The organism is Nocardiopsis exhalans (assembly GCF_024134545.1).
Classification (GTDB): domain Bacteria; phylum Actinomycetota; class Actinomycetes; order Streptosporangiales; family Streptosporangiaceae; genus Nocardiopsis; species Nocardiopsis exhalans.
The window spans coordinates 2,206,196-2,232,565 of sequence record NZ_CP099837.1; the positions used below are offsets into that span (position 1 = coordinate 2,206,196).

Annotated in this window: 19 protein-coding genes, 1 pseudogene and 1 riboswitch; of the genes and pseudogenes, 12 read left to right on the top strand and 8 right to left on the bottom strand. The window is 70.1% G+C overall.

The features are described from left to right. Window positions 1-121: 121 nt before the first annotated feature. From NE857_RS09970 to NE857_RS09980, 3 genes are all read left to right on the top strand, one after another. On the top strand, window positions 122-1,042 hold the full coding sequence (locus NE857_RS09970; RefSeq protein WP_254420738.1) for a 2-hydroxyacid dehydrogenase: 921 nt from the start codon (window positions 122-124) through the stop codon (window positions 1,040-1,042). Window positions 1,043-1,287: 245 nt separating this feature from the next. After that, window positions 1,288-2,976: a bifunctional 3'-5' exonuclease/DNA polymerase gene (locus NE857_RS09975; RefSeq protein ID WP_254420739.1), complete on the top strand. Its 1,689-nt coding sequence runs from the start codon at window positions 1,288-1,290 to the stop codon at window positions 2,974-2,976. A gap of 195 nt (window positions 2,977-3,171) precedes the next feature. Continuing rightward, the gene (locus NE857_RS09980) at window positions 3,172-4,374 is read left to right on the top strand and encodes a C40 family peptidase (RefSeq protein ID WP_254421929.1); all 1,203 of its coding nucleotides are present in this window, start codon (window positions 3,172-3,174) and stop codon (window positions 4,372-4,374) included. Between the two features lie 524 nt (window positions 4,375-4,898). Here NE857_RS09980 and NE857_RS09985 read toward each other — a convergent pair. Both NE857_RS09985 and NE857_RS09990 read right to left on the bottom strand, forming a co-directional pair. Continuing rightward, window positions 4,899-6,707, bottom strand: a complete 1,809-nt coding sequence (locus tag NE857_RS09985; protein ID WP_254420740.1) for a gamma-glutamyltransferase family protein — start codon at window positions 6,705-6,707, stop codon at window positions 4,899-4,901. A 294-nt stretch (window positions 6,708-7,001) separates the two neighbouring features. After that, a complete protein-coding gene (locus tag NE857_RS09990; protein WP_254420741.1) occupies window positions 7,002-8,462 on the bottom strand; it encodes a hypothetical protein in 1,461 nt (486 codons plus the stop codon). 299 nt (window positions 8,463-8,761) lie between these two features. Here NE857_RS09990 and NE857_RS09995 point away from each other — a divergent pair, with 299 nt between their 5' ends. The 3 genes from NE857_RS09995 (at window position 8,762) to NE857_RS34665 (ending at window position 11,526) form a co-directional block, all read left to right on the top strand. Then, complete coding sequence (locus NE857_RS09995) at window positions 8,762-9,793, top strand: glycerophosphodiester phosphodiesterase (protein WP_254420742.1); 1,032 nt, start codon at window positions 8,762-8,764, stop codon at window positions 9,791-9,793. 147 nt (window positions 9,794-9,940) lie between these two features. After that, window positions 9,941-11,179: an alanine racemase gene (locus tag NE857_RS10000; protein WP_254420743.1), complete on the top strand. Its 1,239-nt coding sequence runs from the start codon at window positions 9,941-9,943 to the stop codon at window positions 11,177-11,179. Then, entirely contained in the window at window positions 11,095-11,526 is a 432-nt protein-coding gene (locus NE857_RS34665; RefSeq protein WP_425572111.1) for a mycothiol-dependent nitroreductase Rv2466c family protein, read from the top strand. Before NE857_RS10000 ends, NE857_RS34665 begins: the two co-directional genes overlap by 85 nt. Window positions 11,527-11,993: 467 nt before the next feature. Here NE857_RS34665 and NE857_RS10010 read toward each other — a convergent pair whose 3' ends face one another. Then, the gene (locus NE857_RS10010; protein ID WP_254420745.1) at window positions 11,994-13,631 is read right to left on the bottom strand and encodes a beta-N-acetylhexosaminidase; all 1,638 of its coding nucleotides are present in this window, start codon (window positions 13,629-13,631) and stop codon (window positions 11,994-11,996) included. A gap of 387 nt (window positions 13,632-14,018) precedes the next feature. Here NE857_RS10010 and NE857_RS10015 point away from each other — a divergent pair. Next, window positions 14,019-14,129, top strand: a pseudogene (locus NE857_RS10015) (DMT family transporter); the annotation flags it as partial. 215 nt (window positions 14,130-14,344) lie between these two features. After that, window positions 14,345-14,674: a hypothetical protein gene (locus NE857_RS10025; protein WP_017579492.1), complete on the top strand. Its 330-nt coding sequence runs from the start codon at window positions 14,345-14,347 to the stop codon at window positions 14,672-14,674. 117 nt (window positions 14,675-14,791) lie between these two features. Here NE857_RS10025 and NE857_RS10030 read toward each other — a convergent pair whose 3' ends face one another. Next, entirely contained in the window at window positions 14,792-15,742 is a 951-nt protein-coding gene (locus NE857_RS10030) for a LysR family transcriptional regulator (RefSeq protein WP_254420746.1), read from the bottom strand. Window positions 15,743-15,889: 147 nt separating this feature from the next. On the opposite strand from NE857_RS10030, the gene NE857_RS10035 reads away from it, so the two are divergent. Continuing rightward, window positions 15,890-17,215, top strand: coding sequence for a pyridoxal phosphate-dependent aminotransferase (locus NE857_RS10035; RefSeq protein ID WP_254420747.1), 1,326 nt, complete (start codon window positions 15,890-15,892; stop codon window positions 17,213-17,215). 94 nt (window positions 17,216-17,309) lie between these two features. Here NE857_RS10035 and NE857_RS10040 read toward each other — a convergent pair whose 3' ends face one another. Continuing rightward, entirely contained in the window at window positions 17,310-18,491 is a 1,182-nt protein-coding gene (locus NE857_RS10040) for a glycosyltransferase family 4 protein (RefSeq protein ID WP_254420748.1), read from the bottom strand. A 212-nt stretch (window positions 18,492-18,703) separates the two neighbouring features. On the opposite strand from NE857_RS10040, the gene NE857_RS10045 reads away from it, so the two are divergent. Continuing rightward, on the top strand, window positions 18,704-18,967 hold the full coding sequence (locus NE857_RS10045; RefSeq protein ID WP_254420749.1) for a DUF6457 domain-containing protein: 264 nt from the start codon (window positions 18,704-18,706) through the stop codon (window positions 18,965-18,967). Between the two features lie 203 nt (window positions 18,968-19,170). After that, window positions 19,171-20,589 carry an alanine/glycine:cation symporter family protein gene (locus NE857_RS10050; protein ID WP_017579497.1) on the top strand — a complete coding sequence of 473 codons (1,419 nt, stop codon included), beginning with the start codon at window positions 19,171-19,173 and terminating at the stop codon, window positions 20,587-20,589. A gap of 128 nt (window positions 20,590-20,717) precedes the next feature. Here NE857_RS10050 and thiD read toward each other — a convergent pair whose 3' ends face one another. From thiD to NE857_RS10065, 3 genes are all read right to left on the bottom strand, one after another. Further along, entirely contained in the window at window positions 20,718-21,521 is an 804-nt protein-coding gene (thiD, locus tag NE857_RS10055; protein WP_254420750.1) for a bifunctional hydroxymethylpyrimidine kinase/phosphomethylpyrimidine kinase, read from the bottom strand. After that, window positions 21,510-21,610: riboswitch (TPP riboswitch) on the bottom strand. It overlaps the preceding gene by 12 nt. A 79-nt stretch (window positions 21,611-21,689) precedes the next feature. Next, window positions 21,690-22,616 (bottom strand): DUF368 domain-containing protein, encoded by a 927-nt coding sequence (locus NE857_RS10060; RefSeq protein ID WP_254420751.1) that lies wholly within the window; start codon window positions 22,614-22,616, stop codon window positions 21,690-21,692. Window positions 22,617-22,957: 341 nt separating this feature from the next. Next, window positions 22,958-24,679, bottom strand: a complete 1,722-nt coding sequence (locus NE857_RS10065; protein ID WP_254420752.1) for an acyl-CoA synthetase — start codon at window positions 24,677-24,679, stop codon at window positions 22,958-22,960. Between the two features lie 376 nt (window positions 24,680-25,055). Here NE857_RS10065 and rocD point away from each other — a divergent pair, with 376 nt between their 5' ends. Then, entirely contained in the window at window positions 25,056-26,330 is a 1,275-nt protein-coding gene (gene rocD, locus NE857_RS10070; protein ID WP_254420753.1) for an ornithine--oxo-acid transaminase, read from the top strand. The last annotated feature ends 40 nt before the right edge of the window (window positions 26,331-26,370 follow it).

Sequence of the window (26,370 nt, forward strand, 5' to 3'; positions counted from 1 at the left end):
GGGACCACCGAGCCCGAGCTGGGGCTGGACGCCGGTCCGGTCAGGCAACGACCCCGCCTCGGTTCCGACGAGCCCGTAGTGTGGCGCGTGACACGGACCGAGGACAGGGAGGACGCACGACATGGGCGGCCGAGCACTGGTGCAGTGGGAGCAGAACAGGGACAACGCGCCCGAAGCGCTCCACGTCGACCTCTACGCGGGGGGACCGGCCCCGGAAGAGGGGCTGGCGGACGTCACCTTCTACCAAGTGCCCTACGCGCCCTCCACCCAGGGCGTCGACGAGCGGCTCGACATCATCACGCGCATGCCCGAGCTCAGGGTTCTGCAGCTGGTTTCGGCCGGGTACGAACAGGTCCTCGGGCTCCTCCCGGACCACGTCACCCTGTGCAACGGCCGGGGGCTGCACGACGCCAGCACCGCCGAGCACGCGCTCGCGCTCATGCTCGCCGCGCAGCGCGACCTGCCCCGGTGGGCGATCGACCAGCGCGAACACCGTTGGGGTTCGGTCCCGCAGCGTTCCCTGGCGGACTCCCGGGTGATGATCATCGGCTACGGGAGCATCGGCCAGGCGATCGAGGCGCGCCTGCTGCCCTTCGAGACCGAGGTGGTCCGGGTGGCCAGCCAGGCCCGCCCGGAAGAGGACGTGCACGGGGTCAACGAACTCCACGTGCTCCTGCCCGAGGTGGACATCGTCGTCCTGGTCACCCCGCTCACCGAGGACACGCGGGGCCTGTTCGGCGCGCATGAGTTCGCCCTGCTGCGCGACGACGCCCTGGTGGTCAATGTCGGCCGCGGCGCGGTCCTGGACACCGACGCCCTGCTCGCCCAGAACGGCCGGGTCCGCGCGGCCCTGGACGTCACCGACCCCGAACCGCTTCCGGTGGAACACCCGCTCTGGGACGCCCCCGGCGTGTACCTGACCCCGCACGTGGCGGGCGGCTCCGCGGCCTTCTACCCGCGCGCCCGCGCCTTCATGGACAGCCAACTGGCCCGCTGGGCAGCCGGGGAACCTCTGGCCAACGTCGTCCGCCCCGGCAAGTAGGGCGCGCCAGACCTTGGGGCGCGGGCAGGGCCTCAAGGTTCAGCGTGACCGGTACGCGTCAGCCAGGTGTTCGATGGCGCTGACGAGCACGGTGCGCTCTTCCTCGTCGATCAGCTCGGACAGGCGGTCGCGGGCTTCGGTCAGCGGCACGGTCGTCATGCCCTCCATGATGGGCAAAAACTGGCGTGAAGTCTGTACAGAATCGACGAAAGCCGAATGTCTGTGCCGCGGGGGAGACTGATGGCATGCGGATCGCGGTGGTCGCCGACGGGGCCGGCGGGGGGTGGCTGGCGGAGCTGGGTGAGGGTGCTCCGACCACTCCGGTCGCTCCCGTGCGCCGAGTGGGGGACCTCACGGTTGCGGTGCGGGAGGCCGAGCAGGCTTCCGCCGAACCGCCGCGGTGGGTCTGGGCGGACACCGAGGACCTCTACCCCGACCTGGTGCGGGCCGGGGTGCGGGTGGCGCGCTGTCATGACGCCGCGCTGACCGAAGCCCTGCTGCTGGGGTACGAGGCGCGGCACTCCGAACCCCACTCACTGGGCGCGGCCTGGGCGCGGTTGCACGACCTGCCCGTGCCCGATGACCCGGCCCGGCCGCTGGGGGAGGGCACGGCCGCGCAACCGGCGCTGTTCGAGGCCGACCGCTCCACGCTGCCGCCCGGTACCGACCGGCTCGTCGCCCTGGTGGAGGTCCACACCGATCAGCGAAGACGCATCGCCGATCTCCCCGAGCCCGGGCGGATGGCGCTGCTGGTCGCGGTGGAGTCGGCCGGGGCCCTGGCCGCCGTGGAGATGAGCCACGACGGGCTGCCCTGGCGCCGCGACGTCCACGACCAGGTGCTTACCGAGATCCTCGGGCCGCGGCCGCGCGCGGGGGAGCGGCCGCCGGTACTCGCTGATCTGGCCGCGCGGATCGGCGAGGTGGTCGGTCACGAGGTCAACCCGGACTCGCCCGCGCAGGTCCTCAAGGCGATGGCGTGGGTCGGCCACCCGGTGGAGTCCACCCGCTCCTGGGTTCTGGAGGCCGTCGACCATCCGCTGGTCCCCCTGCTGCTGCGCTACAAGGAGCTCGCCCGACTGCATTCGGCCAACGGCTGGGCCTGGCTGGAGACCTGGGTGCGGGAACTGCCGGGGGAGGACGGGGAGCCCAGGCTGGGCCGGTTCCAGCCCGACTACGTGGTGGGCGGGGTCGTCTCCGGGCGCTGGGCCACCCGGGGCGGCGGCGCGCTCCAGATCCCCAAATCCGTCCGCCGCGCCGTGCGGGCCGACCCCGGCTGGGTGCTGGTCCGCGCCGACGCCGGACAGCTCGAACCCCGCGTGCTGGCCGCGGTGTCCGGAGACGACGCCCTCGCGGCCGCCGCCGCGGAGGAGGACCTGTACGCCCGCCTGGCCGTGCACGTGGGCGACGACCGCGAACGCGCGAAGATCGGCATGCTCGCCGCCATGTACGGGCAGACCTCCGGCGACGCCGCCCCGCTGCTGGCCACCATGCGCCGCCTCTACCCCCGGGCCCTGGAACACGTGGACGCCGCCGCCCGTACCGGAGAGGGCGGCGGGATCGTCCGTTCCTGGCTGGGTCGCACCTCGCCCGCGCCGGTCGACTGGGCGGCGACCGTCGCGGCCACGGACGGTGACCGAAGGCGCCGCGCGCACGGCCGGTTCACCCGTAACTTCGTCGTCCAGGCCACCGCCGCCGAGTGGGCGCTGGTCCTGCTCGCCGCGCTGCGCCAAGAGCTGCCGAAGACCCCCGAGGGCGGCGGAATCGTCTTCTTCGTGCACGACGAGGTCGTCCTGCACGTGCCCGCGGAGCTCGCCGAGGAGACGGTTCGGGCGATCGAGCGGGCCCAGAGCCGGACCAGGGAGATCCTTTTCGGCGAGACCCCCGTCCGGTTCCCCCTCGCGGTGTCGGTCACGGAATGTTATGCCGATCGCTGATCCCAGGCCGAAAACCATGAGTCATCCGGGGAACGGACAAGCCGCTGAAAGGTGGACGTCCGGTATCGGACGGCGTGGGCATCTTGCAAACGCGTCCAGGTACACCCATTCTTGGACGCGAACAGTGTTATCGAAGGCCGTGCGCCGCAGCGGCTCCCCTGCCCGCCGCGGTCAGAGAAAGGGTGATTGACCCCCGTGCGGAACCGTCTCAGAACATGTGCGGGCACCACGGCCGCGTTCGCGGTCGCCTTCACGGCCTTCGGGGCCACCCCCGCGATGGCCGCCCCCGTCGTCGAGGACCGCCCGCCCCTCTCCGAGCAGGTCGCGCCCGAGCTCGCCGCCCCCAGCGGCTCCGTGCCCCGAGCGACCGACCCCGAGACCGAAACCCCCGACACCGCCGAGTCCGAGGCCCCCGACACCGCGGACGTCGCCGAACTCAAGCGCGACGCCTACGTCGCCCCCTTCCGCGAGGCGCGCTCCGTCGAGTACTTCGCGGTGGCCGCTGAGAAACTGCCCCGGGAGGCCGTCGACGCGGTCCGCGACATCGACGGGGTGGAGAACGTCCTCACCGTCGACGCCGCGCGCGTGGAGATCGACGGCGAACCCACCTCGGTGCTGGGCGTCAACCCGTCCAGTTTCCGCAACCACGCCCCCAAGCCCTCCGCCGAGTCCGACGAGATCTGGCAGGGTGTCGCCGAGGGCCACATCGCGCTCTCCAAGGAGGTGGGCACCGAACGCGAGCTGGACATCGGCAGCGAGGTCACCCTCGCCGGCGGCAACGGCGAGGTGCCCCTGGAGGTGTGGACCCACGCCACCTCCGGAATCGCTGGGATCGACGCCCTCGTCTCCCGCGAACTCTCCCGTGAACTGGGCATGCCCGAGGGCAACGCCCTGGTGATCTCCGCCCCCGACACGGACCTGTGGGACCTGCACGAGGAGCTCGAGGAGATCCTCGGCGAGGACGCCTCGCTCCAGCTGGTCGCCGACGCCCCCGAACCGCTGGTCGACGGCGACGCCGTGCCCTCCACGGTGATCGAGCGGGTCATCGCCAACGCCGAGACCCAGCTGGGCGTGCCCTACGTGTGGGGCGGCACCACCCCGAACGTCGGCTTCGACTGCTCCGGGCTGCTCCAGTGGGCCTTCCGCGAGGCGGGCGTGTCCATCCCGCGCGTCACCCATGACCAGTGGAACGCGGGCCAGCGCGTGGAGTGGGACGACCTCCAACGCGGCGACCTGCTGTTCTGGCGCTCGGACCCGACCGCGCCGAACTACATCTCGCACGTGGCCATCTACTTGGGCGACGGCCAGATGTTGGAGGCCCCGCGCACCGGCCTGGACGTTCGGGTCACCTCGGTGCGGACCGCCAACTACGCGGGCGCGGTGCGCGTCAACACCTGACCCCGAGCACGGACCCGAACAACGAAACAGGGCCGTGGCCACACCCTTCCGGTGGCGCCACGGCCTTTTCCGTATCTGTGAACCAGGAAGGGCCGGGCACGAGGAAGGGGCCGGGTACGGGGAGAGAGCTGGGCACGGAGAAAGAGCCGGGCACGGGGGAGGGTGCGCACACGAGGAAGGGCCGCGGCGTCATCTGGGGAGAAAACGCCACGGCCCTTCATCTCTCCATGTCCGAAAAACCGCCGGGAGGGGAAGGCAGGCCTCGGTTAGGAGGGGGGACAAGGGCCGCCGCTGAGGGAGGGGGAGACAGCGGTGGTCGACCCTTTCGGTGGTATGGAGTTGTGACGGGGCAGCCTCCGCGAAAACGCCCTGGGCCGGGTGTCCCGTCGCACAGGTCTACATAAGCAGTGACCGGCCGATTTGGCAAGAGCTTGACTCAAGCCATGCAAGTACCCGCAGGCCGCCACAAAGTCCCCTCCTGTCCAGCGAGAGGGGACTTCCGTGCGCTTTCGTCTCCCTTCGGGTCAGCGCCCGGCCGCGTACCCCTGGGCGCCCCGGGCGTCCGCGGCGGCGCGCAGCTCACCGCTCTCCGGGTCGCGGGCGACGGCCGCCAGACGGCCCAGCGACCACTCGTCGGCCACCTGGACCCGGTGCCCGCGGGCGCGCAGATCCTCGACGACCTCCTCGCCCACCCCGGGCTCGACGACCAGGTCGCCCGGCACGGTCTCGCGGGGGTGGAAGGAACTGGGGAAGGCGTTGGTGTGGAACATCGGTGTGTCCAGGGCCTCCTGCAGGTCGTCCACCCCGTTGAGGACGCGCAGCAGTGCCGTGGTGGTCCACTGGTCCTGCTGGTCGCCACCGGGCGTGCCGATGGCCAGAACGGCCTCGCCGTCCGACCGGGTCACCAGGGTGGGCGAAAGGGTGGTGCGGGGCCGACGCCGCGGCGAAAGGGCGTTCGGGGAGGCCGGGTCGAGCCAGAACATCTGCGCCCGGGTGCCCAGGGGGAAACCGAGTTCGGGGATGACCGGCGAACTGCTGAGCCAGCCGCCGCTGGGCGTCGCCGAGACCATGTTGCCCTCGGAGTCCACCACGTCCACGTGGCACGTGTCCCCGCGCAGGTCGGTGGATTGGACACCGGAGGCGTTGCGGACGGTGGGCTCACCGGTGGTGCGGTCGCCCGGGGTCTCCCCGGGCAGGTACACCGGTGGCTGGAACGGCGTGCGGCCGCCCGGTGAGCCGGGGCGCAGATCCAGGCAGGCCCGGCCGTCGTCGATCAGGCGGGCCCGCTCGGCGGCGTAGTCCGAGCTCAGCAGCTCCTTGATCGGGACATCGGAGAAGTCCGGGTCGCCGTACCAGGCCTCGCGGTCGGCGAAGGCGAGCTTGGCGATCTCGGTGCTACGGTGCACGAAGTCCGCGCTGACCCCCTCGTGCGCGTCCGCGCCCACTCCGCGGGCCTCGGCCATCCGTAGCTGCTGGAGCATGACGGGGCCCTGGCCCCAGGGCCCGGTCTTGTGCACGGTGTGGGAGCCGTAGGAGGCGCTGGCGGGATCCTCGTAACTCGCGCTCCAGTCAGCCAGGTCCTGCGCGGTCAAGAGGGCCTGCTGGGGTTCGCCGACCCCGTTGGGCACGGGCCCGGCCAGGAAGGCGCCGACCGCCTCGGCCACGAAACCCTGCGACCAGGAGCGCCGGGCCGCCTCGATCTGCGCTTCACGGCCCTCTCCCACCGTCTCGGCCTCGGCGACGATGCGGCGGTAGGTGGCCGCCAGGGCGGGGTTGCGCAGCCGTGAACCGGCGGCGGGGGCCGCGCCGTGCGGCAGGTAGACGGCGGCCGAACCCGCCCAGTGCCGGGAGAAGACCGGCGAGAGCGTCCGGATGGCGGCGGCGATCCGGTCCAGAACGGGGTAGCCACGCTCGGCCAGCCCGATGGCGTGGTCGAGGACGTCGCGTACGGACATGGTGCCGTGGTCGCGCAGCAGCAGCATCCAGGCGTCGAAGGACCCGGGGACGGTGGCGGCCAGGACCCCGCTGCCGGGAATACGGTCCAGCCCCCGGCTCTCGAAGGCCTCGATGCTCGCCGTGGCGGGGGAGACGCCCTGCCCGCACAGCACGCGTGGGGAGCCGTTCCGTGCCTTGAAGACGACCGGGACCTCACCGCCGGGGCCGTTCAGGTGGGGTTCGACGACCTGGAGGGTGAAACCCGCGGCGACGGCGGCGTCGAAGGCGTTTCCGCCTCGCTCCAGAACGGACATCCCGGTGGCGCTGGCCAGCCAGTGGGTGGAGGCGACCATGCCGAAGTCGCCGCGTAGTTGGGGTCGTGTGGTGAAGCCGGGCATGGGTGCTGTCCTCCTGCGGGTGGGGGTACGGCGGGGTCGCCACCGATCCGGGGGTGTTGGCCGGATCCTCGTCAGACACCGGCCGAACGAGGGTGACGGTACAGCATGACTTGGGTCTCATGCTGCGGGTTCGGGCGATTCGGGTCTTTGGTCACCAGTCTTGAGCACTCCGGGTCAAGACGAAGCCCGGTCATGACCGGAATACGGTCACGACCGGGCTTCATCCGTGTGTAGTGCTTGCGTGTGTGCTGCTTACGTGTGTGTTGCTTGACGGCGCCTCAGTGAGACGTCAGGTCAGGAGGTCTCCTCGGGGAGGGTCCACGGAAGGGACTCCCAGAGCTTGGCCCACTCCTCGGCGTCCACCGGGTCCGTGACCTGACCGGCCTCGCCGGTCGCCTTCTCGACCTCGTCCATCGCCTGGGACAGGCTCTCGTTGGCCTCCTGAATGATCTGCCCGATCAGGTGGGAGATCTCGGCGAGCACGTCCTCGACCTCGCTGCGTTCGATGTCGAACTGTCGGGCGCAGTCGTTGGTGGCGGCCGCTTTGTCGCTCTCGTCGCCGTAGTACCAGACCGTGGCGAGCAGGCGGTCGCGCTCGGCGTCGTCGAGGTCGTCCTTGGACAGCGCCTTCTCGATGAACTTCCCACTGGTCTGGGTCATCTGCGCCGAGTCCAGGTCGGTCTGGCCGGAACGGAAGTCAACGAAGTGCTCCGTCAGGCAGGTCTTCACCTCCCGCGAGGAGGCCCCGTCGGGAAGGTCGGCTTCCACCGGGGGAGCGACCTCTTCCAGGTCCTCGACCGGGGTGATCTCGCCGACCTCGTCCCCGTCGACGACCTCCTCGTCCACGGGGGCTTCGTCGGTGGTGTCCTCCTCGGCGGGGACCTCGTCGACCGGGGTTTGGTCGGTGGTGTCCTCCTCGGCGGGAGCCTCGTCGACCGGGGTTTGGTCGGTGGTGTCCTCCTCGGCGGGAGCCTCGTCGACCGGGGTCTGGTCGTTGGCGTCCTCGTCAGTGGGCACCTCGTCGACCGGGATCTCCTGGACCGGGTCGGCGGGCTTATCCGCGCCGTCCTCGTCAACGACCTCCTCAACCGGGGCTTCCTCAACCGGAGCCTCGTCGGTCGGGGCCTCGGCCTCAGCGTCCTCCGCCTCGGCCTCGTCTGCTTCCTCTGGTTCCGCTTCTTCCTCCGTCTCGACCTCCTCCACACCGGCTTCCTCGGTAATGGCCTCGGCGAGCTTCAGCAGTTCACGGCCCTCCCATCGTTCCGGTTGGAGATGGGTGGCTATCGCTACGCCTGGTCTTTGCATCCAGAACAGGTCGCCGGTCTCCTCGGACAGGTACGCGCCGTGTTCGAAGGCTTCACCGGCCTCCAGCTCCTCCAGGGAGCTGTCCGCGAGGTGGCTGTAGCGTCCCTCGCGCAGGTCCTCCAGGTCCTGGATTCTCTCCGAACGCAGCACGGCCACCCGCCCGTACAGCTGGTCGGGTCCCTGCATCCAGGAGAGCTGGGACTGGCTGTTCCCCTGACGGTCCGTCGTGGAGGAGGCGTTGATGCCGTAACGCTCCAGACCGGCGGGCAGGTAGGCGATGTCGTATCCGTCGACGCTGTAGGTGGACACGCCCTGGCGCACCACCGGCCAGCTGAACGCCCTCGTGTCCTTGTCGTCGGCGGCCGCGGGCCCGGCGAGGCCGACCAGGCCCGTCGTGGAGATCGCGGCGGCACTGAAGAGCGCGACCCACCTCGTGTGGTGCTTGCGCATGAGAGTTCCTTCCCATCGACTACTACTGGTGATGCTTTCAGGACTCTACGTAATTATCGAGAGGGCATCCAGTCAAAAATCGGACATGAAGTAATCAAATACATGCATAGGGCGAGATGAGTCAGTCGATGAGAGCGGCCACCAGAAGATGGGCGGCGGATCACCGACTGCTCCGCGGACGGTCACCGTACGGTCGCCAAACGCACTCACCCTGAGGTAGCAGTCGGCCAGTCCACGTGTACTTGGGAGGCTCGGTGCACCACCGCATCGGATTCGTAGTCGGAGCCGTATCACTCTCGTTGGCTGTCGGATCGGGTTCCGCGCTCGCGGCCCCGGCCGCCGAACAAGCGGACACCGCAACCGAGGCCACCGCTGAGGCCACCGCCGAAAAGGTCACCCGCAAGGCTGGCGCCCTTCCTCCCCAGCAGCTGCCGCCGTCCCGCCCCCTCATCGCGGTCGCCCACCGAGGTGCCTCCGGATACGCACCCGAGAACACCCTCGCCGCGATCGACGAGGCGTACCGGCTCGGCGCGGAAACCGTGGAGGTGGACGTCCAGCTCACCTCCGACGACCACCTCGTGCTCATGCACGACACCCGGCTCGACCGCACCACCGACGTCGCCGAGGTCTTCCCGGGGCGCGCCTCCTACGACCTCGCCGACTTCACTCTCGCCGAGATCCAGCGCCTGGACGCCGGGTCGTCCTTCAGCGAGGAGTTCGCGGGCGAGCCCGTGCCGCTCCTGGGCGAGGCCCTGGACCTCCTGCACTCCTACGACATGAACCTCCTCCTCGAGATCAAGAAGCCCGCGCTCTACCCGGGCATCGAGCACCAGATCTCCGTGGAACTGGCCAGACGCCCGCACTGGCTGGTTCCGAACGCGCCGGACGAACCCTTCCGGCTGGTGGTGCAGAGCTTCGACTGGGACTCCACGCGGGTCTCGAAGGGGCTCCTGCCCTCGATCCCGCACGCGCTGCTCGGGCGCGTTCCGGAAGCGGAGATCGGCCAGTACACCTGGGCGCACATGATCAACCCCAACCACACCACCATCGACGCCGACTACGTCGGCGCGGTGCACGACGCGGGGCTGGAGATCATGCCGTACACGATCAACGACCCCGCGAGGATGCGCCAGGTCCTGGAGATGGGTGTGGACGGATTCATCACGGACTTCCCGGACGTGGGGCAGGAAGCCGTCGCGGAGTTCCTCGCCGGGACCTCGGCTGCGGCTCGGGAGTACGCGGCGCAGCAGGAGCAGGAACTGGCGCAGCAGGAGCAGCAGGAGGAACCGGAACTGGCGCAGGAGCAGGACCTGGAACTGGTGTCGAACTAGCCGGCCCGTCACCGGCCCCGCCCGCACCGCCGGGCGGGTCCTCCTCCTGCAAGGAGTCGAATTCCGGACCTTTGCCAGGGTGATTTCCAGTACGCCCAATGGGATGATCAATGGCGAACCGAAGCCCCATCAGGAAGCGGAGACCACGTGAGCGACCGGCTTTCCATCCCCCAGGAACTCGTGGACTGGCGCACCAAGGGCCTGTGGTGGCCGGGTGAGCCCGTCACCCTCGACGAGTTCGCCGCGCGGGGGGACCACCTGTTTACCGGTCCGTTCACCTGGCCGCTCATGGTGCTGCGCGCCTCCGCGCTGGACCGTAACATCGCCGCCCTGGCCGAGTTCGCCGAGCGCCACCGACTGTTGTTCGCCCCGCACGGCAAGACCGCCATGTCGCCCGTGCTCACCCAGCGCCAGCTCGACGCGGGGGCCTGGGGGATCACCGCCGCCACCGCCAACCAGGTCCTGGACTTCCGACGGTTCGGCGTGAACCGGATCCTGCTGGCCAACGAACTCCTCGACCCCAAGGTCCTGCGCTGGGTGGCGGCCGAACTCGACGCCGACCCCGGCTTCGAATTCCTCTTCTACGCGGACTCGCCCGAAGGGGTGTCCGTGGCCTCCCAGGCGGTCGAGCGCGACGGCGGCCGCCCGCTCCGCGTGATGGTGGAGCGCGGAACCCCCGGAGGTAGGACCGGCTGTCGAACCCGCGAACAGGTCCTGAACGTGGCCCGTGAGGTCGTGCGCGCTCCGGGCCTCGAACTAGCAGGGGTCGCCGGTTACGAGGGCTCCCTCAGCGACGCCGAAGGGGTCCGCGGCTTCCTGAACGACCTGCTCGGCGACTCCGCCGCGCTCGCCACCGAACACCACCTGGAGCGCCCGGTGCTCTCCGTGGGCGGCAGCGCGTGGTTCGACGTGGTCGCCGAGGAGATCGGGGGCCGCGAAGACATCCTGCCGATCCTGCGCAGCGGCGCCTACGTCGCCCACGACGACGGTCTGTACCGGCGGACCACCCCGTACAACCGACTGCCCGAAGGCGGCGACGCTCTCGCCGGGGCCCTGGAACTCTGGGCCCAGGTCACCTCCACCCCCGAGCCCGGACTGGCGATCGCCGCGATGGGGCGACGCGAGGCCAACTTCGACCAGGGGTTCCCGATCCCCCGTATCCTCCGCCGCGCGGACGGCACCGTGGTCCCGGCAGGCGGAGTGGAGGTCACCAACCTCAACGACCACCACGCCTACCTGACCATCCCCGGCGACCTGTCCGTGCGCCCCGGCGACCTGATCTCCTTCGGTATCTCGCACCCGTGCACGGCCTTCGACCGCTGGCAGGTCATCCCGGTGGTGGACGACGAGTACCGCGTGACAGAGGCGATCGCGACCTATTTCTAGCTTCCGTCGAAGAGAACGGTCCGGGGAGGGCACATGGACGCGGAGCGCTGGACCGTCGACTTCTGGCTGGACCCGGCCTGCCCCAGTACCTTGCCGACACGGGCTGGCACGCCGATAACGACCACGTGCTGCGCTCTTCACACGAAGAAGCGATGCGGTCGGTCGAGGGGGATGTCGGCACGCCCATCCTCGCGCTCACCGAGCCTCAACACACAGGCGGGAAACCCCGACGAGCCTTCTTCGGGCCGGTGGTGGACACCGCCCCGGACCAACGGGACGCCCTCCGCCTCTGGGAAGGCGTCCTCCTGCTGTCCGAAGTCTCGAACTTCCGCGAGCTGAAGCGCTGAGCTTGGCGGACCGGGGCTGCTGGGGCTCCAGGTTTACTCGCCTCCGGACTTGCTGAGGTGTGAGCGTCTTTGGGGTTCCGGGGCATGTCGCGGCCGGTCATTCCCGGCAACGGAACAGCGACAGCTACGGGAGTAGCGCGCCGGGCCGCGTGTCGTGGAAGCGTGGCACCCGAAACCCGCGCCTGGGGCTGTCCGCTGCTTCCGAAACCCCTGTATCCCCGGTGATCTTGCTACCAGGAGCGAAATCGGCGCCGAAGTAGCCCCTGGTAGCAAGATCATCTTCGAACAGAGGGCCGAAAAGGCACCCGGCCCCGCCCGTGTGGCTACTGCGGGCGGGCGGGGCCGTGGCTCACTGCTCGGCCTGGGCTCCGGCGGAACCTCAGGGACCCGAATCTGGCCTACGGGCTCAGGGTCCAGAGTTTCCGCTTCGGTCTTCGGCCCTCAGTGCTCAGCCTGGGCATCAGCCTTCAGCCGGCGGCGTGCCCTTGTTCCGGGGGTGCTTCGCCGGGGTAGTAGCCCCAGCCGTAGACGCCGGGGCGGGTGTGCCAGGGGCGGGGGCCCTCCAGGGGTCGGTACTCGACCCCCGCCGCGTCCAAGCGGCCGAGGTGGTGCTTCAGGCGGGGCTCGAATTCGGTGAAGTCACGCTCGCCCTCGGACCAGACCTTCTCGGCGAAAGCGCTCAGGCGGGGGAAGACCATGTAGTCCAGCTTGCGTTGGGAGTCGATGTGCTCGCTCCACAGGTTGACCTGGGCGCCGAGGACGTGCTGGGACTCCTCCTCGGTGAGGTCGGCGGGGACCGGCTCGCTCTCGTAGACGTCCTCGACCCGCAGCAGAGTACCGACGGGGACCGGTTCGTCCGGGCTGTTGGACTGCTTGTAGTCCAGGTAGGAACTGGCCGTGGGGGCCATGACCACGTCGTGCCCGGCGCGGGCGGCCGCGATACCGCCCTCCTCGCCGCGCCACGACATCACGGTGGCCCCCGGGGCGAGCCCCCCTTCCAGGATCTCGTCCCAGCCCAGCAGGCGGCGGCCGCGCTTGGTGAGGTGGTCGTCCAGCTGTCGGATGAACCAGCTCTGCAGTTCGTCCTCGTCGGCCAGCCCCTCCTCTCTGATTCTCTGCTGGGCGGAGGGGCTGTTCTTCCACTGGGTCTTGGGGCACTCGTCCCCGCCCACGTGGATGTACGTGCTGGGGAACAGCTCGATCAGCTCGTCGAAGACGTTCTTGTAGAACTCCAGGACGTCGTCGGTGACCGCGAGCACCTCGTCGAAGATGCCCCACTGGGTGCCGACCGGGATCTCGCCGACCTCGCCCAACTCCGGGTAGGCGTGGATGGCCGCCTGCGAGTGGCCGGGAACGTCGATCTCCGGGACCACCGCCACGTGTCGGGCATCCGCGTATGCCACGATCTCTCGGATGTCGTCCTGGGTGAGGAACCCGCCGTGCGGGCGCCCGTCGAAGACCGGCGGCTTACTGGTCCCCACCTGGCTCTCGGTGCGCCAGGAGGCGACCTCGGTCAGCTTCGGATAGCGGCGGATCTCGACCCGCCACCCCTGGTCGTCGGTCAGGTGCAGGTGCAGCACGTTGAGCTTGTGCAGCGCGAGCAGGTCGATGAAGCGCAGGATCTCGCGTTTGGGCTGGAAGTGCCGGGCGATGTCCAGCATGGCGCCGCGCCATCGGAAGCGCGGGGCGTCGGTGATGCTCACCGCGGGCAGCCGCCACTCCGCACCGCCCAGGGAGGTACTGCGGTAGGCGTCGGCGGGCAGTAGTTGGCGCAGGGTCTGTACCCCGTAGAACACCCCGGCGGGCTCGTTGCCGACCACGATCGCGCCCGCGGAGTCGATGATCAGGCGGTAGCCCTCCCGGCCGAGTCCGGCCCCGGGGTCGACGCTCAGCCGGATCTGGGCGTCCTCCTCGTCGCCGGTGGCCAGTGGCAGCCCGGTGGCGGCGCCGAGTTCACGCTGGAGCCAGGCGAGGGTGCCCTGCGCCTCGCGGTCGGCGGAGACCCGGGTGGCGGCGGTCAGCGTCAGGCCGCCAGGGCCGTCGGTCCTCACCTCCAATGGGCGGGGGACCAGGGAGAGGGGTTCGGGGTGGGGTTTCTCAGGCACGGGTAACTGCTCCTATCCGGTCTAGACCAATCCCGGACATAGTGCCATGTCCAGGAACGCCAGGCACAGACCCGAGGGGCAATCGGTCTCTCTGTCCACCCCCGTTCAGGGCCACCCGATACTCACTCTTGACCCTTGGAGGCTCTTGGCGCACCGGCTTTCGAAGCAGACGTAGGAACAGAGGACGGATTCCCACGGCGCCGAAACCGGGGGTGCACAGCGCCTGCACCGGGTGCTTGCCCAACCTCCGAGGTAGTGGAAGCGCTACGGGTAGGACGGGGGTGGCGTTATCGCCGGAGCACACGCGGGTGAGGACCGAAGGTCGGGGGAAACGGCGATGCGGGGATCAGAGGAGAGCGCTTCAGCGGTGACGGAGCGGCGTCTTTGATGCTGTTGTCCGTCCTCATCGCCGTGGCGGGAGCCTTGACCCTGGCGCACGGTTCGGCCCTGCAGGAGCGCGACGCGGTACGCGCCCCCGGCCGACAGCTGGGGCGGGCGAGCCGGGAGATCGCGCTGGAACACGACCACCACCGTTCGCTGGAGCGGTTCGAGGCGGTCTACACCCGGGTCCGGGGGCGAGGCACGGTTCGCCCGGCGGTCGAACGGGTCATGGTCGCCTAAGGACTTGTTGCAAAAAGTCCCTTTTGGCCACTTTCCGTATTCTTTGCGTAGCGATCGGTGATGTTGGGGCACTTCGGGAAAGACCAGAGACTGTGTGGTTCGAAGGCATCAGCGGACAAGCCGGCGTCGGCCGGATCGCCCGGGGCGGAAACGCCACCGAGGGCCTCACGGATCGGCTGGTCAGTGCCGAACGTGAGGCGGGGTTCCATGAGCGTGACATGTCGTCGTTCGAACGTGAACGCATCGACCTGGAGCACCGGGTGACCCGGATGGAGGCCGAGCTCGAGTCCCTGCGCAAAAGAAGACTGGAAGCCTACGCGCGCTGGTGGAACGCCCGCGACGACCGCGACCGAGCTCGCCATGTCTGTCGCAAGCTCCGCCGCAAGATCGACAAGGTGCGCCGACGGAGAAACGACACGTGACCGGTACCGCCCAAGGCCGCCGGAGACACCCGACCGAACACCCGATGTGGCCCGCTCCGACCGGAGGCGGGCCACAGCCTTTTCCTGCTCTCCCCTTCTCCAGCTCCTCCTGCCCCGCTATCTCGGCCCCTGGACACGCGGAGAGATGGGGCTGAGCTCCTCCTCCACACTGCGCGCGGCCTCGCGCAGGGCCGACAGAGTCACCTGCACAGCCGGGCGCCGCAGTGAGGCCGGGCGCAGTACCGCGTAGATGTGCCGCTCCGGTGAGGAGGGCAACGGCCGGTACACCAGTCCCGCCGGGGCGCCCACCATGGCCAGGGCCGGGACCGCCGCGATCCCGATGCCCCGGGACACCAGGCTCAGGATCGTGCCCAGACCCTCGAACTCCCACGCGGCCGCGGGCAGCCCGCCCACCTCAGCGAACAGCTTCTCCGTGCCGTAACGCGAGCGCTCGCCCTCCGGCGCCACGATCCACGACTCTCCCAGCAGCTGGTCCAGCACCAGCGGCACGTTTCCGTCGGCCAGCCGGTGCTCCTCCGGAACCGCCAGCACCATGGGGTCCCGCAGCAGGTGCACGTGGCGCAGTCCGCTGTCCGGCCCCCGACCCGGGTGCTGGCCGGTCCAGTCGTCGACCAGCGCGATGTCCACCTCCCGGGAGCGCACCTTCTGGGTGCCGGTCGCCAGCAGAGTCTGCCGCAGTACCAGCTGCATGCCCTCGTGGCTGCGCAGGGGAGGGGCCAGTAGCGGGGCGAAGGCCACCGCCGCCGTGGGGAAGGCCGTGACGGTCACCACGCCCAGGGCGATGTTCGACTGCTCGGCGAGCACCGACTCGGCCGCCTCCACCAGCGCCAGGATCTCCTCGGCCTGGTTCACCAGCAACTGGCCGGCATCGGTCAGCTCGGCCCCCCGAGGTGAGCGGTCCAGGAGCGCGACCCCCGTCTCCCGTTCGAGCGTGGCGAGCTGCTGGGAGACGGCCGAAGGCGTGTAGCCCAGGGCGTTCGCGGTCGCGACGATGGTGCCGCGAGCGCTGAACTCACGGAGGAGCTGAAGGCGGCGAAGATCGAGCATAAGGACATCTTAAGCTCAGCATCGAAAAGACTCGCTTGTACTGATGGAAGATCATGGGCAGGGTGGTGGGTGAAAGGTCACCAGCTGGACACGACCCCAGCTCAACCGGTGGCCAGCGCCCAACGAAGAGCCGGAGATGAGTCATCCATGACCGTCACTGTGTCCGCCACCCTCGCTGTCAACGAAGCCCTCGAAGCCAAGCGCCGCCAGGGGGTGCGCGTGCTGCCGCTCGGGTTCGGTGAGGCCGGTCTGCCGGTGCACCCGGTCATGCGGGACCAGCTCACGGCGGGCAACGGGGCCAACGCCTACGGGCCCGTCGCCGGTTCGACCGACCTGCGCGAGGCGGCCGCCGGGTACTGGAGCCGACGGGGCCTACCCACCGACCCCGACACGGTCATAGCCGGCCCCGGCAGCAAGCCCCTTCTTTACAGCCTTCTTCTCGAGATCGGCGGCGACACCGCCATTGCCGCGCCCAGCTGGGTCAGCTACGCCGCGCAGAGCCGCCTGGTGGGCCAGCGCCCGGTCATGGTGCCGACCGCCACCGGCCAGGGCGGCGTACCCCAGCCGGACCTGCTGCACGCCGCCGTCACCGCCGCCCGCGAGCAGGGCCGTACCGTCAACGCCGTGGTCGTCACCGTCCCGGACAACCCGACCGGGACCGTCGCCGAAGCCGAGACCGTGCGCCGCCTGGCCGAGGTCGCCCGCGAGCTCGACCTGCTCATCATCTCCGACGAGATCTACCGCGACCTCGTCCACGTGGACGCCCGCGGCGCGGACCGCGCCGTCGTGCACAGCCCCGCCGAGTACGCACCCGAGCGCACCGTCATCTCCACCGGCCTGAGCAAGAACCTCGCCCTGGGCGGTTGGCGGATCGGCGTCCTGCGCCTGCCCGACTCCGAGATCGGCCGGCGCCTGCGCGGCGGTCTGCTCGGCGTGGCCAGCGAGATCTGGTCCAGCCCGGCCGCGCCGGTCCAGCAGGCGGCCGCGCACGCCTTCACCGAACCCGCCGAGCTGCGCGACCACATCGACCGCAGCCGCCGCCTGCACGGCATCGTCGCCTCAGCGGTCGCCGACGTCTTCTCGCGGGCCGGGGCCGCCGTCGCCGCCCCGAGCGCGGCCTTCTACCTCTACCCGGACTTCGAGCCGGTCCGTGAGCGCCTGGCCGCCCTGCACGGGGTGACCACCGGACCGGAGCTCACCGGGCTCCTACTGGAGCGGTACGGCATGGGCGTGCTGCCCGCCGTGGAGTTCGGCGAGAGCTCCGCCGCCCTGCGCATGCGGGTGGCCACCAGCCTCCTGTACGGGGACACCGAGGACAAGCGGTACGCGGCGCTGTCCGCCGAGGACCCGCTTGCTCTGCCGTGGATCCGCGCCCACCTGGACCGGCTCACCGAGGTTCTGGGATCGCTGCTCTCCGAGGCGCCCAGCACGGTGATCCCGGCCCCGAAGGCGGTCGCCCAGCCGGTGCACTGACCGGGCTACCCCACATACGTGCCCGTCTCTCGAATACGGGGTGAGGCGGTCACCACCGACGGGACCCTCCCTATCTCTCCCAGGGAGGGTCCCGTTATACGTTCCCCACCCGCTCCCGGCGCGCCGCCGCCAGCTCGTGGCTGGGAGCGATCACCGCACGGTAGTGCTCCACCAGCTCCGAGTTGACCGAGCCCCAGGTCCGGTGCGCCACCGATGACCGGGCCTGACCCGCCATCCGCGCACGCACCTCGCCGTTGTGCGCGAGCCGGCCGACCGCCACCCGCAGCTCCCGGACCGAGTCCGGCGCGTACAGCAGCCCGTTGTGTCCGTCGTCGACCAGGTCCATCGGGCCGCCCGCAGCCGGGGCCACCACGGGCACACCCGAGGCCAGCGCCTCCTGTACGGCCTGGCAGAAGGTCTCGTCCGCACCGGTGTGCACGAACACGTCCAGGGCGGCGTACAGGCGCGACAGGTCCGCCCCGGTGCGCTGGCCGGTGAAGACGGCGTCGGGCACCAGTCGGCGCAGCCTGGCCCGGTCCGGACCGTCCCCGACCACCACCAGGCGGATGTTGCGCAGTCTGGCCACCTGGGCGAGCAGGTCCACACGCTTGTCCCGGGACAGGCGGCCCACGTAGCCCACGATCGCCTCACCGTCCGGGGCCAGCCTGCGGCGCAGCTCCTCGGAACGGTGGTCGGGGGAGAAGCGCACGGTGTCCACGCCGCGCCGCCACAGGTCGAGCCGGGGGAACCCCCGGTCGGACAGGGCCTCCATGGTGGCGGAGGAGGGCACCAGGGTGCGGTCCACGGCGGAGTGGATCCGGTGCAGCAGGGACCAGAGCGCCTCGGAGCCGGGCAGGCCGTAGCGCCCGACGAAGCCCGGCAGATCGGTCTGGAAGGCCGCCACGGTCGGCAGCGCCCACCTGCGCGCCACCTCCACCGCCGTCGCGCCGAAGAGCGCGGGGGAGGCCAGGTGGAGCACGTCGGGGGCGAAGGCGCGGATCGCCGCGGTCATCGTCCGCCGGGCGGGCAGGCCCATGGCGAAGTCGCGGTAGACGGGCAGGGGGAGTGCGGGCATCCGTAGAACGGGGAAGCCCGCGTACGAGGAAGTGCCGTGACCGGGGGCCAGGACGAGGGCCTGGTGGCCTTCGGCGGCGAGGTGTTCCAGGATTCGGCAAACGGAGTTGGTGACTCCGTTGACCTGAGGGAGGAAGGACTCGGTCACGATCGCCACGCGCAGCGGCGGGCGGTGGAGGGTGAGCGGGGATGCGGGGGACATGCGAGGGCTCCCAACGCCGAGGTCTTGCTGCCTCTGACGCTAGGGTCGGGGAATGAACCCGGATCGCCGTGCGGGAGAACCGCGCCCGAAGGGCTGACGCGGGTTGGTCGATCAGGTGGTGACACCGCCGCACGGCCAACTGACCGCCGGGTGACTCCGGGATGGCTATGATCGCTGCATGTAATCAAATGCGCACCCTAAGGAGTCATCCGGTGACCCTCGTGGAATGGTCCGAGCTGGTCCGCGCCGAGTTGGAGCTCGCCGGAACCGACCCGCTCCAAAAGTCCGACGTCGACCGCATCCTCGATCTGGCCCGCGATGCCGCGCACTCCGTGGCCAGGCCCGCGGCACCGCTCACCACCTACCTGCTCGGGGTGGCGGTGGGGCAGGGCGCCGACCCGCAGACCGCCGCCGCGGCGCTCAGCAGACTCGCACTGGCCCAGGGGGAGGAACCGCCCCAGGGGCAGGAGAACTGACCGGTTCGGTGCGCCCTGAAGAAAACATTGCATGACGCAACGTTCATGTGGATCACATGTGATTCATTCGTTACGCACCAGTGTCATTCTTTGCCGATATCGCGCGGCTTTTACCAGTGCCAACGTCATTCCGAGGACGTTGGTTCCCCTGTTTCTCCAACGACTTCCTCGGCCCCACACACTCATCGAAAGGGAGATCCCCTGTGGACCAACTCCTGGAGATGGCTGACATCCTCAACGGAATCATCTGGGGACCCTTCGTCCTCATTCCGTTGCTGCTCGGTGTCGGCGTCTACCTCACCATTCGTCTCAGGCTCCTCCAGCTTTTCCGCCTGCCGCACGCGCTGTGGCTGGCTCTGGTCCGCCGCAAGGAGGACCCGTCCGTCGAGGGCGACATCTCGCACTACCAGGCACTGAGCACCGCACTCGCGGCCACCGTCGGTGTCGGTAACATCGCGGGTGCCGCGCTGGCCATCGGTATCGGCGGCCCCGGCGCGCTGTTCTGGATGTGGGTCATCGGCATCTTCGGCATGGCCACCAAGTACAGCGAGGCCCTGCTGGGCGTGAAGTACCGCCGCACTGACGCCAAGGGCGAGCAGAGCGGCGGTCCGATGTACTACCTGAAGTACGGGATCAAGGGGGGCCTGGGGACCTTCCTCGGTGTCTCCTTCGCGATCTTCGGTGCCATCGCCGCCTTCGGCATCGGTAACGGCACCCAGGCCAACACCGTCGCCCAGCAGGTGAACAGTGTCACCGGCGTCGCCCCGTGGATCATCGGCCTGATCCTGATGGTGCTGGCCGGGGCCGTCATCCTCGGTGGCATCAAGAGCATCGGTCGGGTCACCTCGGCCCTGGTGCCGATCATGATCGTCGGCTACGTCAGCATCTGTCTGATCGTGCTCGCCGCCAACTGGGCCGCGCTGCTTCCCGCCTTCCAGCTGGTCTTCGCGTCCGCCTTCACCGGAACCTCGGCCACCGGCGGTTTCGTGGGCGCGGGTGTCATGCTCGCCATCCAGATGGGCTTCGCCCGAGGTATCTTCTCCAACGAGTCCGGCCTGGGCACCGGCGGTATCGCGGCCGCCGCGGCCAAGACCACCCAGCCGGTCCGTCAGGCCATGGTCTCGATGACCCAGACCTTCATCGACACCATCATCGTGGTCAGCATGACCTGCCTGGTCATCATCACCACCGGGGTGTGGCAGGTGGAGGAACCCGAGGACGGGTCGCTGCTCACCTCGCAGGCCATGACCGAGGGACTGGGCGCGATCAGCCCCGGGCTCGGCACGGCCGGGGCCTACATCGTGGCGTTGTCCGTCGCGGTGTTCGCCTTCAGCACCCTGCTCGGCTGGGCCTACTACGGCGAGCGGTGTGTGGAGTTCCTGGGCGGCCGCACCTTCGTGCTGCCCTACCGGCTGGTGTTCATCGGCGTCATCTTCGTCGGCTCGGTGGCCACTCTGGACTCGGTCTGGCTGTTCAGTGACATCGCCAACGGTCTGATGGCCCTGCCGAACCTGATCGGCCTGATCCTGCTGGCTCCGATCATCTCCGCCGAGACCCGGAAGTTCTTCGCACATCCGGACTGGCGGAACCCGGACGTCATGATGGACGACGTACGGGGTTGAGCCACACGTCTGTCCGTTCACGGGGTGGATGAGGAGGGGGACCGGCCGGTCGGGCCGGTCCCCCTCGTGCTGCTTTTGCTACCAGCACTGGTGACTGTGCTTTTTACCACCAAAGGTGGCTGTGCTTGCTACCACCAAAGGTGGAAATGGTGCACGGGGCCCTGGCCGCCGCCCGCGTCGATGTCCTCCGCGCGGCGCAGGGCCTCGGTGAGGTAGGCCTTGGCGTCCGCCACCGCGGTGACCGTGTCCGGTCGCTGCGGGAGCAGGGCGGCGATCGATGAGGACAGGGTGCAGCCGGTGCCGTGGGTGTTGCGGGTGTCCACCCGCCCGGCGCGGAACTCCACCGGCTCCGACTCCCCGTCCACCAGCAGGTCCACGCTCTCCTCACCCGGCAGGTGCCCGCCCTTCAACAGGACCCGGCGCGGGCCCAGTTCCAGGAGGCGTTCGGCCTGGTCGCGCATCTCCTTGAGGCTGGTGGCCTCGGCCGTGCCGAGCAGGTCGGCGGCCTCGGGCAGGTTCGGGGTGATCAGGTCCGCGCGCGGCACCAGCTCGGTGCGCAGGGCCTCGACCGCCGAGGTCTGTAGCAGCCGGTCGCCGCTCTTGGCCACCATCACCGGGTCCACGACCACGTTCGGCAGCTCGTAGCGGTCCACGGCGGCCGCGACCGCCTCGGTGACCTCGGAGGTGGCCAGCATCCCCACCTTGACCGCGTGCACGGTCGCGTCGGTGAACAGGGTGTCCATCTGATCGGTGACGAACGAGGCGGGAACCCCGTGCACCCCGGTGACCCCGCGGGTGGACTGGGCGGTCAACGCCGTCACCACGGTCATCCCGAAGACCCCGTGCGCGGAGAACGACTTCAGGTCGGCCTGGATGCCGGCGCCCCCGCTGGGGTCGCTGCCGGCGATGGACACGACGTTGTACGCGCTCATTGGCGTTCCTTCGCTAGTACGAACTAGGGCAGGTTCGACGGGTGTGCTCTCAGCCGGGAGAACTCTCTCCGGCACCCCGCGCCGCCGGGGCCTCGCGGCCCCGGCCTCGGTGTTCGTTTGTGGTGTTTTCGACTGTAACGGACGGTCTTCCGGGGCGAAGCGCCCTCCCTAGACGGAGGTGCTGTGCGGCACGACCTCGTCCTCGCGCTGGATCCGCTTGTGCCGCTCCCACACGATCGCGGCGACGACGACGGCGAAGCCGACCACCATCAGGGTCACCGTCACCGGTACGTCGGTGGGCGCGAGGATTTCCCGCTCCTCGTTCTGCCAGGGCCACAGGGCACGCAGGGACCCCGCCATCAGTCCGGTCAGGACCACCAGGGTCATGTGGTGGAAGTTCTCCAGCAGGTACTGGAGGATCTTCACGAAGACGGCCAGGCCCGTGATCATGCCGAGGGCGAAGGTACCCAGGTAGACGAAGTCCAGGCTCGCCACCGCGTCCTTGGTCGGCGTGTACAGGCCGACGGTCAGCAGGATGAAGGAACCCGACATGCCCGGCAGGACCAGGGCGCAGATGGCCACCGAGGCCACCAGGAAGACCACGGCCGGGTGGGTGGGCAGGTCGGCGCCGGGAAGGCCGGTGAGGAAGAAGGTCAGGGCGGCGAAGGCCAGAGCCAGCAGGTAGTGTCCCGCGCGCCAGGTGCGCCCCGCACCGGTGAAGGGGATCCACAGGCAGGCGAGGACGAGGCCGAAGAAGACGGCGTAGGCGTACTGGGTGTACTCCTCGACCAGCGGAGCGATGAGCAGGAGCGCCATCACCAGGGCCACGGCCATACCGATGAGCGCGGGGACCAGAACCGACCAGTCCACCTGGCGGAACTGCTCCATGGCCCGGTCCTTGCCGCGACCCCGCGGTACGTCGGTGACGTAGCGCTTGATCCCGCTGACCACGTGGCCCGCGCCGCCGATGAGCTTGTCGTAGAGGCCGACGATCAGAGCGACCGTGCCGCCGCTGATACCGGGCAGCGCCTCGGAGGTGCCGACGGCCCCGCCGCGCACCGCGTTGAAGATGTAGGAGCCTACTGACTTGGCCATGTTGTCGGGCGCGGCCCCGGGGAGTCCCGGGAGAGGGCGCCGTCCTCCGTCCTGATGGGGCCGCCGGTCCCGTTTCCACGGCTGACCGGCGGTCAAAGGGGTGCTGTTGTGCGCGGGTCGCCAGGACGACCGTCATCCGGTCCGATGCCCGGGCCCGCGCCGATGTTCGCCGCCCGGGCCGCGTGGAGGGGGAGGAGAGCCGTCAGGCCCCGGGCCGGGCAGCGCCAAGTCTAGCGCCGCTCGACGAAGCTAAACGCGTTTGAGCACCCCAAAAAACGGGGTTTCGGTCAGGTATGGGTGGGTCGGGTCCTTGGTCCGAAAAAGAAACCCGGCCGGAGGCCTCAGCTACGGACGGAACCGGACAGCGGGGAGGCCGGGGACCCCGGGGTCTCACCGGCGACCGACGCGGCCCACCGGTAGTCCTGTTTGCCCACCGCGGTGCGCCGCACCCGGTCCACGAAGTGCACGGTCCGGGGCACCTTGAACCCGGCCAGACGGATCCGGCAGTGCGCCCGCAGCGCGTCCTCGTCCGGGGCGGCCTCCGGGGCCAGCGACACCAGCGCCGTCACCCGCTGGCCGAGCGTCTCGTCCGGAGAGGGCACCACGATCACGTCCTCGACCGACGGGTGGGCCTTGAGGACGGCCTCCACCTCCTCGGGGTACACCTTCTCCCCGGCGGTGTTGATCACCACGCTGCCCCGGCCGAGCAGCACGATCGAGCCGTCCGCGGCCCGCGTGCCGTAGTCGCCGGACAGCGCCCAGCGCCGCCCCTCGGGGTCGGTGGGGAAGGTGCGCGCGGTGGCGATCGGGTCGTTGTAGTAGCCCAGCGGGATCCGCCCGGTGCGCGCGATCCGGCCGACCTCGGCCGAACCCGGCGGCAGCGGCCGCAGCGAGCCGTCGAGCACGGAGATGCTGCCGCCCATGGTGAAGCTGCGCCGGTCGGCGGAGGTGGTGACGGGCTCCTCGGCGGCGCTGTCCTTCGTGTCCGGGGCGGTGGCCGAACCGCACACGCCCGTCTCCGAACCCCCGTAGGCGTCGGCCAGGGCGACGTCCTCGCGCCAGGCCCGCCACAGTCCGCGCACCGCCGGGGTGAGCGGGGTGCCACCCGAGCGCACCGAGGTGAGTTCGGGGCACAGGTCGGGCTCGGTGAGCAGGTGCCGGGCCAATGGGCGCGCCATCGCGTCACCCACCAGCTGCACCGCGTGCACACCCTCCCGGTGCACCAGTTCCAACACCCGGTCCGGGCGGAAACTGCGGTCCGTGGACAGCACGACGCGCTTGCCGCACAGCAGCATGCTCAGTGCGTTCCACTGCCCGGCCGCGTGCATCAGCGGGCCGAGCACCAGCATCCGCTGCGGGAAGCAGGCGGCGGCGCGGTCGGCCACCTCCTGCGGGGTCCGGGCGCGCGGGGTGCCCGGGGCGCGCCGCTCCACGGCGGCGCGGAAGATGTCCGCCTGACGCCACAGCACACCCTTCGGGTAGCCCGTGGTGCCGCCGGTGTAGAGCAGGTAGTGGTCCTCGCCGCTGGTCTCGGGGAGCCGCACCGGTTCCTCGACTCCGTCGGAGCCCGGACCATCCGTGTCCTGCGCGGCGAGCGCCTCCTCGTAGTCCGCACCGCCGAGCGAGGCGTCGCGCTCCGAACCGTCCTCCAACAGCAGCACGTGCCGCAGCCGGGGCAGATCGGGCAGGACCGCCGTCACCGTCGTGGCCAGGGAGTCCTCGGCGATCAGGGCCACCGCGTGCGAGTCCGAGAGCACGTGCCGCAGCTCGCCCGCCACGTACCGGTAGTTGACGTTCACCGGTACCGCGCCCGCGCGCAGCACACCCAGGAACGACTCCACCCACTCGGCGCGGTTGAACGACAGGATCGCCACGTTCTCGCCGGGGCGCACACCGGCCGAGACCAGGTGCCGGGCCAGCCGGGTGGAACGGTCGTTCAGGGCGCGGTAGGTGAGCCGCCGGGGACCGGCGACCAGCGCGATCCGCTCCGGGACGGCGTCGGTCACCGCCGCCATGAGGTTGGCGAGGGAGAAGGGGGTGTCCGGGGACGCGTGAGGATGCACGTCTGATGACCTCCCTGACGATGGTGAACGGCCGTCCTCGGCGCATCGGGCTCGCGGCGGCTGTAGCTGGTTAGGAGCGAACGTACCCCTCAGGGACGACCTCGATCGCCGCAGGGGCTGTGTACCGCGTCACCTGCGTAACCGCCCCCCGTCACCCCCTGCCGCGGACCGGCCGGACAGTGCCCGCTCAGCGCGGGTGCGGGTCGGGGTGACGCGTGGATTTCGGGCCCGGGCGCCGAGCGGTGATCTCCGCCACCCCTTGTGTGCTCACCGGATCATCTGCTCAACTCTTGGGGATCCCGCCGCGGGGGCTCTACCGGGCTCCACGGTGGGTATCTACTGTCTGACATCGGTCAATGGTGATCGGAGCGGCTAGATGACCACCCAGAATCTGGGACAGCAGGACTCCGTCGGAAACCCCGGCGGACAGGGACTCTCCAGCGCGGACCACATCGAACTCGCACAGTCGAGGTCCGCACACAACTACTCACCCCTGCCCGTGGTGATCGCCGAGGGCCGTGGCGCCTGGGTGACCGACGTGGAGGGAAAGAAGTACCTCGACTGTCTGGCCGGGTACTCGGCCATGAACTTCGGCCACCACAACCCGGACCTCCTCGCGGCCGCGCACGCCCAGCTCGACCGGGTGACGCTGACCAGCCGGGCCTTCTACAACGACCAGTTCGGCCCGTGGGTGAGCGCTCTCGCCGACATGGTCGGCAAACAGAAGGTCCTGCCGATGAACACCGGCGCCGAGGCGGTGGAGACCGGCATCAAGGTGGCCCGTAAGTGGGGCTACGAGGTCAAGGGCGTCGAGGAGAACCAGGCGACCATCGTCGTGGCCGGGGCCAACTTCCACGGCCGCACCACCACGATCATCTCCTTCTCCTCGGACAGCGAGGCGAAGACGGGTTTCGGTCCCTACACGCCGGGCTTCCGCTCGGTGGCCTACGGGGACGCGAAGGCCATCGAGGAGGCCATCGACCACACCACGGTGGCCGTGCTCATCGAACCGGTGCAGGGCGAGGCGGGCGTGATCGTGCCGCCCGAGGACTATCTGCCCCGGGTCCGCGAGATCTGCGACGCCAACCGGGTGCTGTTCATCGCCGACGAGGTGCAGTCGGGCCTGGGACGCACGGGCACGATCCGGGCCTGCGAGCACACCGGTGTCGTTCCGGACGCCTACCTGTTCGGCAAGGCGCTGGGCGGCGGCATCCTGCCGGTCTCGGCGATGGTGGCGGACGAGGACATCCTCGGCGTCATCCAGCCCGGCCAGCACGGCAGCACCTTCGGCGGCAACCCGCTCGCCGGGGCGGTGGGTTCGACGGTCGTCCGGATGCTGACCGAGGGCCCCTACCTGGAGAACGCCCGCAAGCTGGGCGAGGTGCTCCGGCGCAGGCTGGACGAGTTCGTCGGCGACGGGGTGGTGTCGGCGCGCAGCATCGGTCTGTGGGCGGGGGTGGACGTGGACCCCGAACTGGCTTCGGGCAAGGAGCTGTGCAAGCGCCTGGCCGAGCACGGGGTCCTGGTCAAGGACACGCACGGGTCGACCGTGCGGATGTCCCCGCCGCTGGTGATCAGCGAGGAGGACCTCAACTGGGGGCTGGACCGCTTCGCCGAGGTCATCGCCGAGCTCAAGGCCGAGAAACGGTAGAAGGCCCGGCAGCGGTAGCGCGCAACACCGCATGCAGGCG

Bases quoted from the DNA above. Each gene is read 5' to 3' on its own strand.
- NE857_RS09970 (WP_254420738.1), top strand. From the start codon at position 122: ATGGGCGGCCGAGCACTGGTGCAGTGGGAGCAGAACAGGGACAACGCG.
- NE857_RS09975 (WP_254420739.1), top strand. From the start codon at position 1,288: ATGCGGATCGCGGTGGTCGCCGACGGGGCCGGCGGGGGGTGGCTGGCG.
- NE857_RS09985 (WP_254420740.1), bottom strand. From the start codon at position 6,707: ATGCCCGGCTTCACCACACGACCCCAACTACGCGGCGACTTCGGCATG.
- NE857_RS09990 (WP_254420741.1), bottom strand. From the start codon at position 8,462: ATGCGCAAGCACCACACGAGGTGGGTCGCGCTCTTCAGTGCCGCCGCG.
- NE857_RS10030 (WP_254420746.1), bottom strand. From the start codon at position 15,742: ATGCTCGATCTTCGCCGCCTTCAGCTCCTCCGTGAGTTCAGCGCTCGC.
- NE857_RS10035 (WP_254420747.1), top strand. From the start codon at position 15,890: ATGACCGTCACTGTGTCCGCCACCCTCGCTGTCAACGAAGCCCTCGAA.
- NE857_RS10040 (WP_254420748.1), bottom strand. From the start codon at position 18,491: ATGTCCCCCGCATCCCCGCTCACCCTCCACCGCCCGCCGCTGCGCGTG.
- thiD (WP_254420750.1), bottom strand. From the start codon at position 21,521: ATGAGCGCGTACAACGTCGTGTCCATCGCCGGCAGCGACCCCAGCGGG.
- NE857_RS10060 (WP_254420751.1), bottom strand. From the start codon at position 22,616: ATGGCCAAGTCAGTAGGCTCCTACATCTTCAACGCGGTGCGCGGCGGG.
- rocD (WP_254420753.1), top strand. From the start codon at position 25,056: ATGACCACCCAGAATCTGGGACAGCAGGACTCCGTCGGAAACCCCGGC.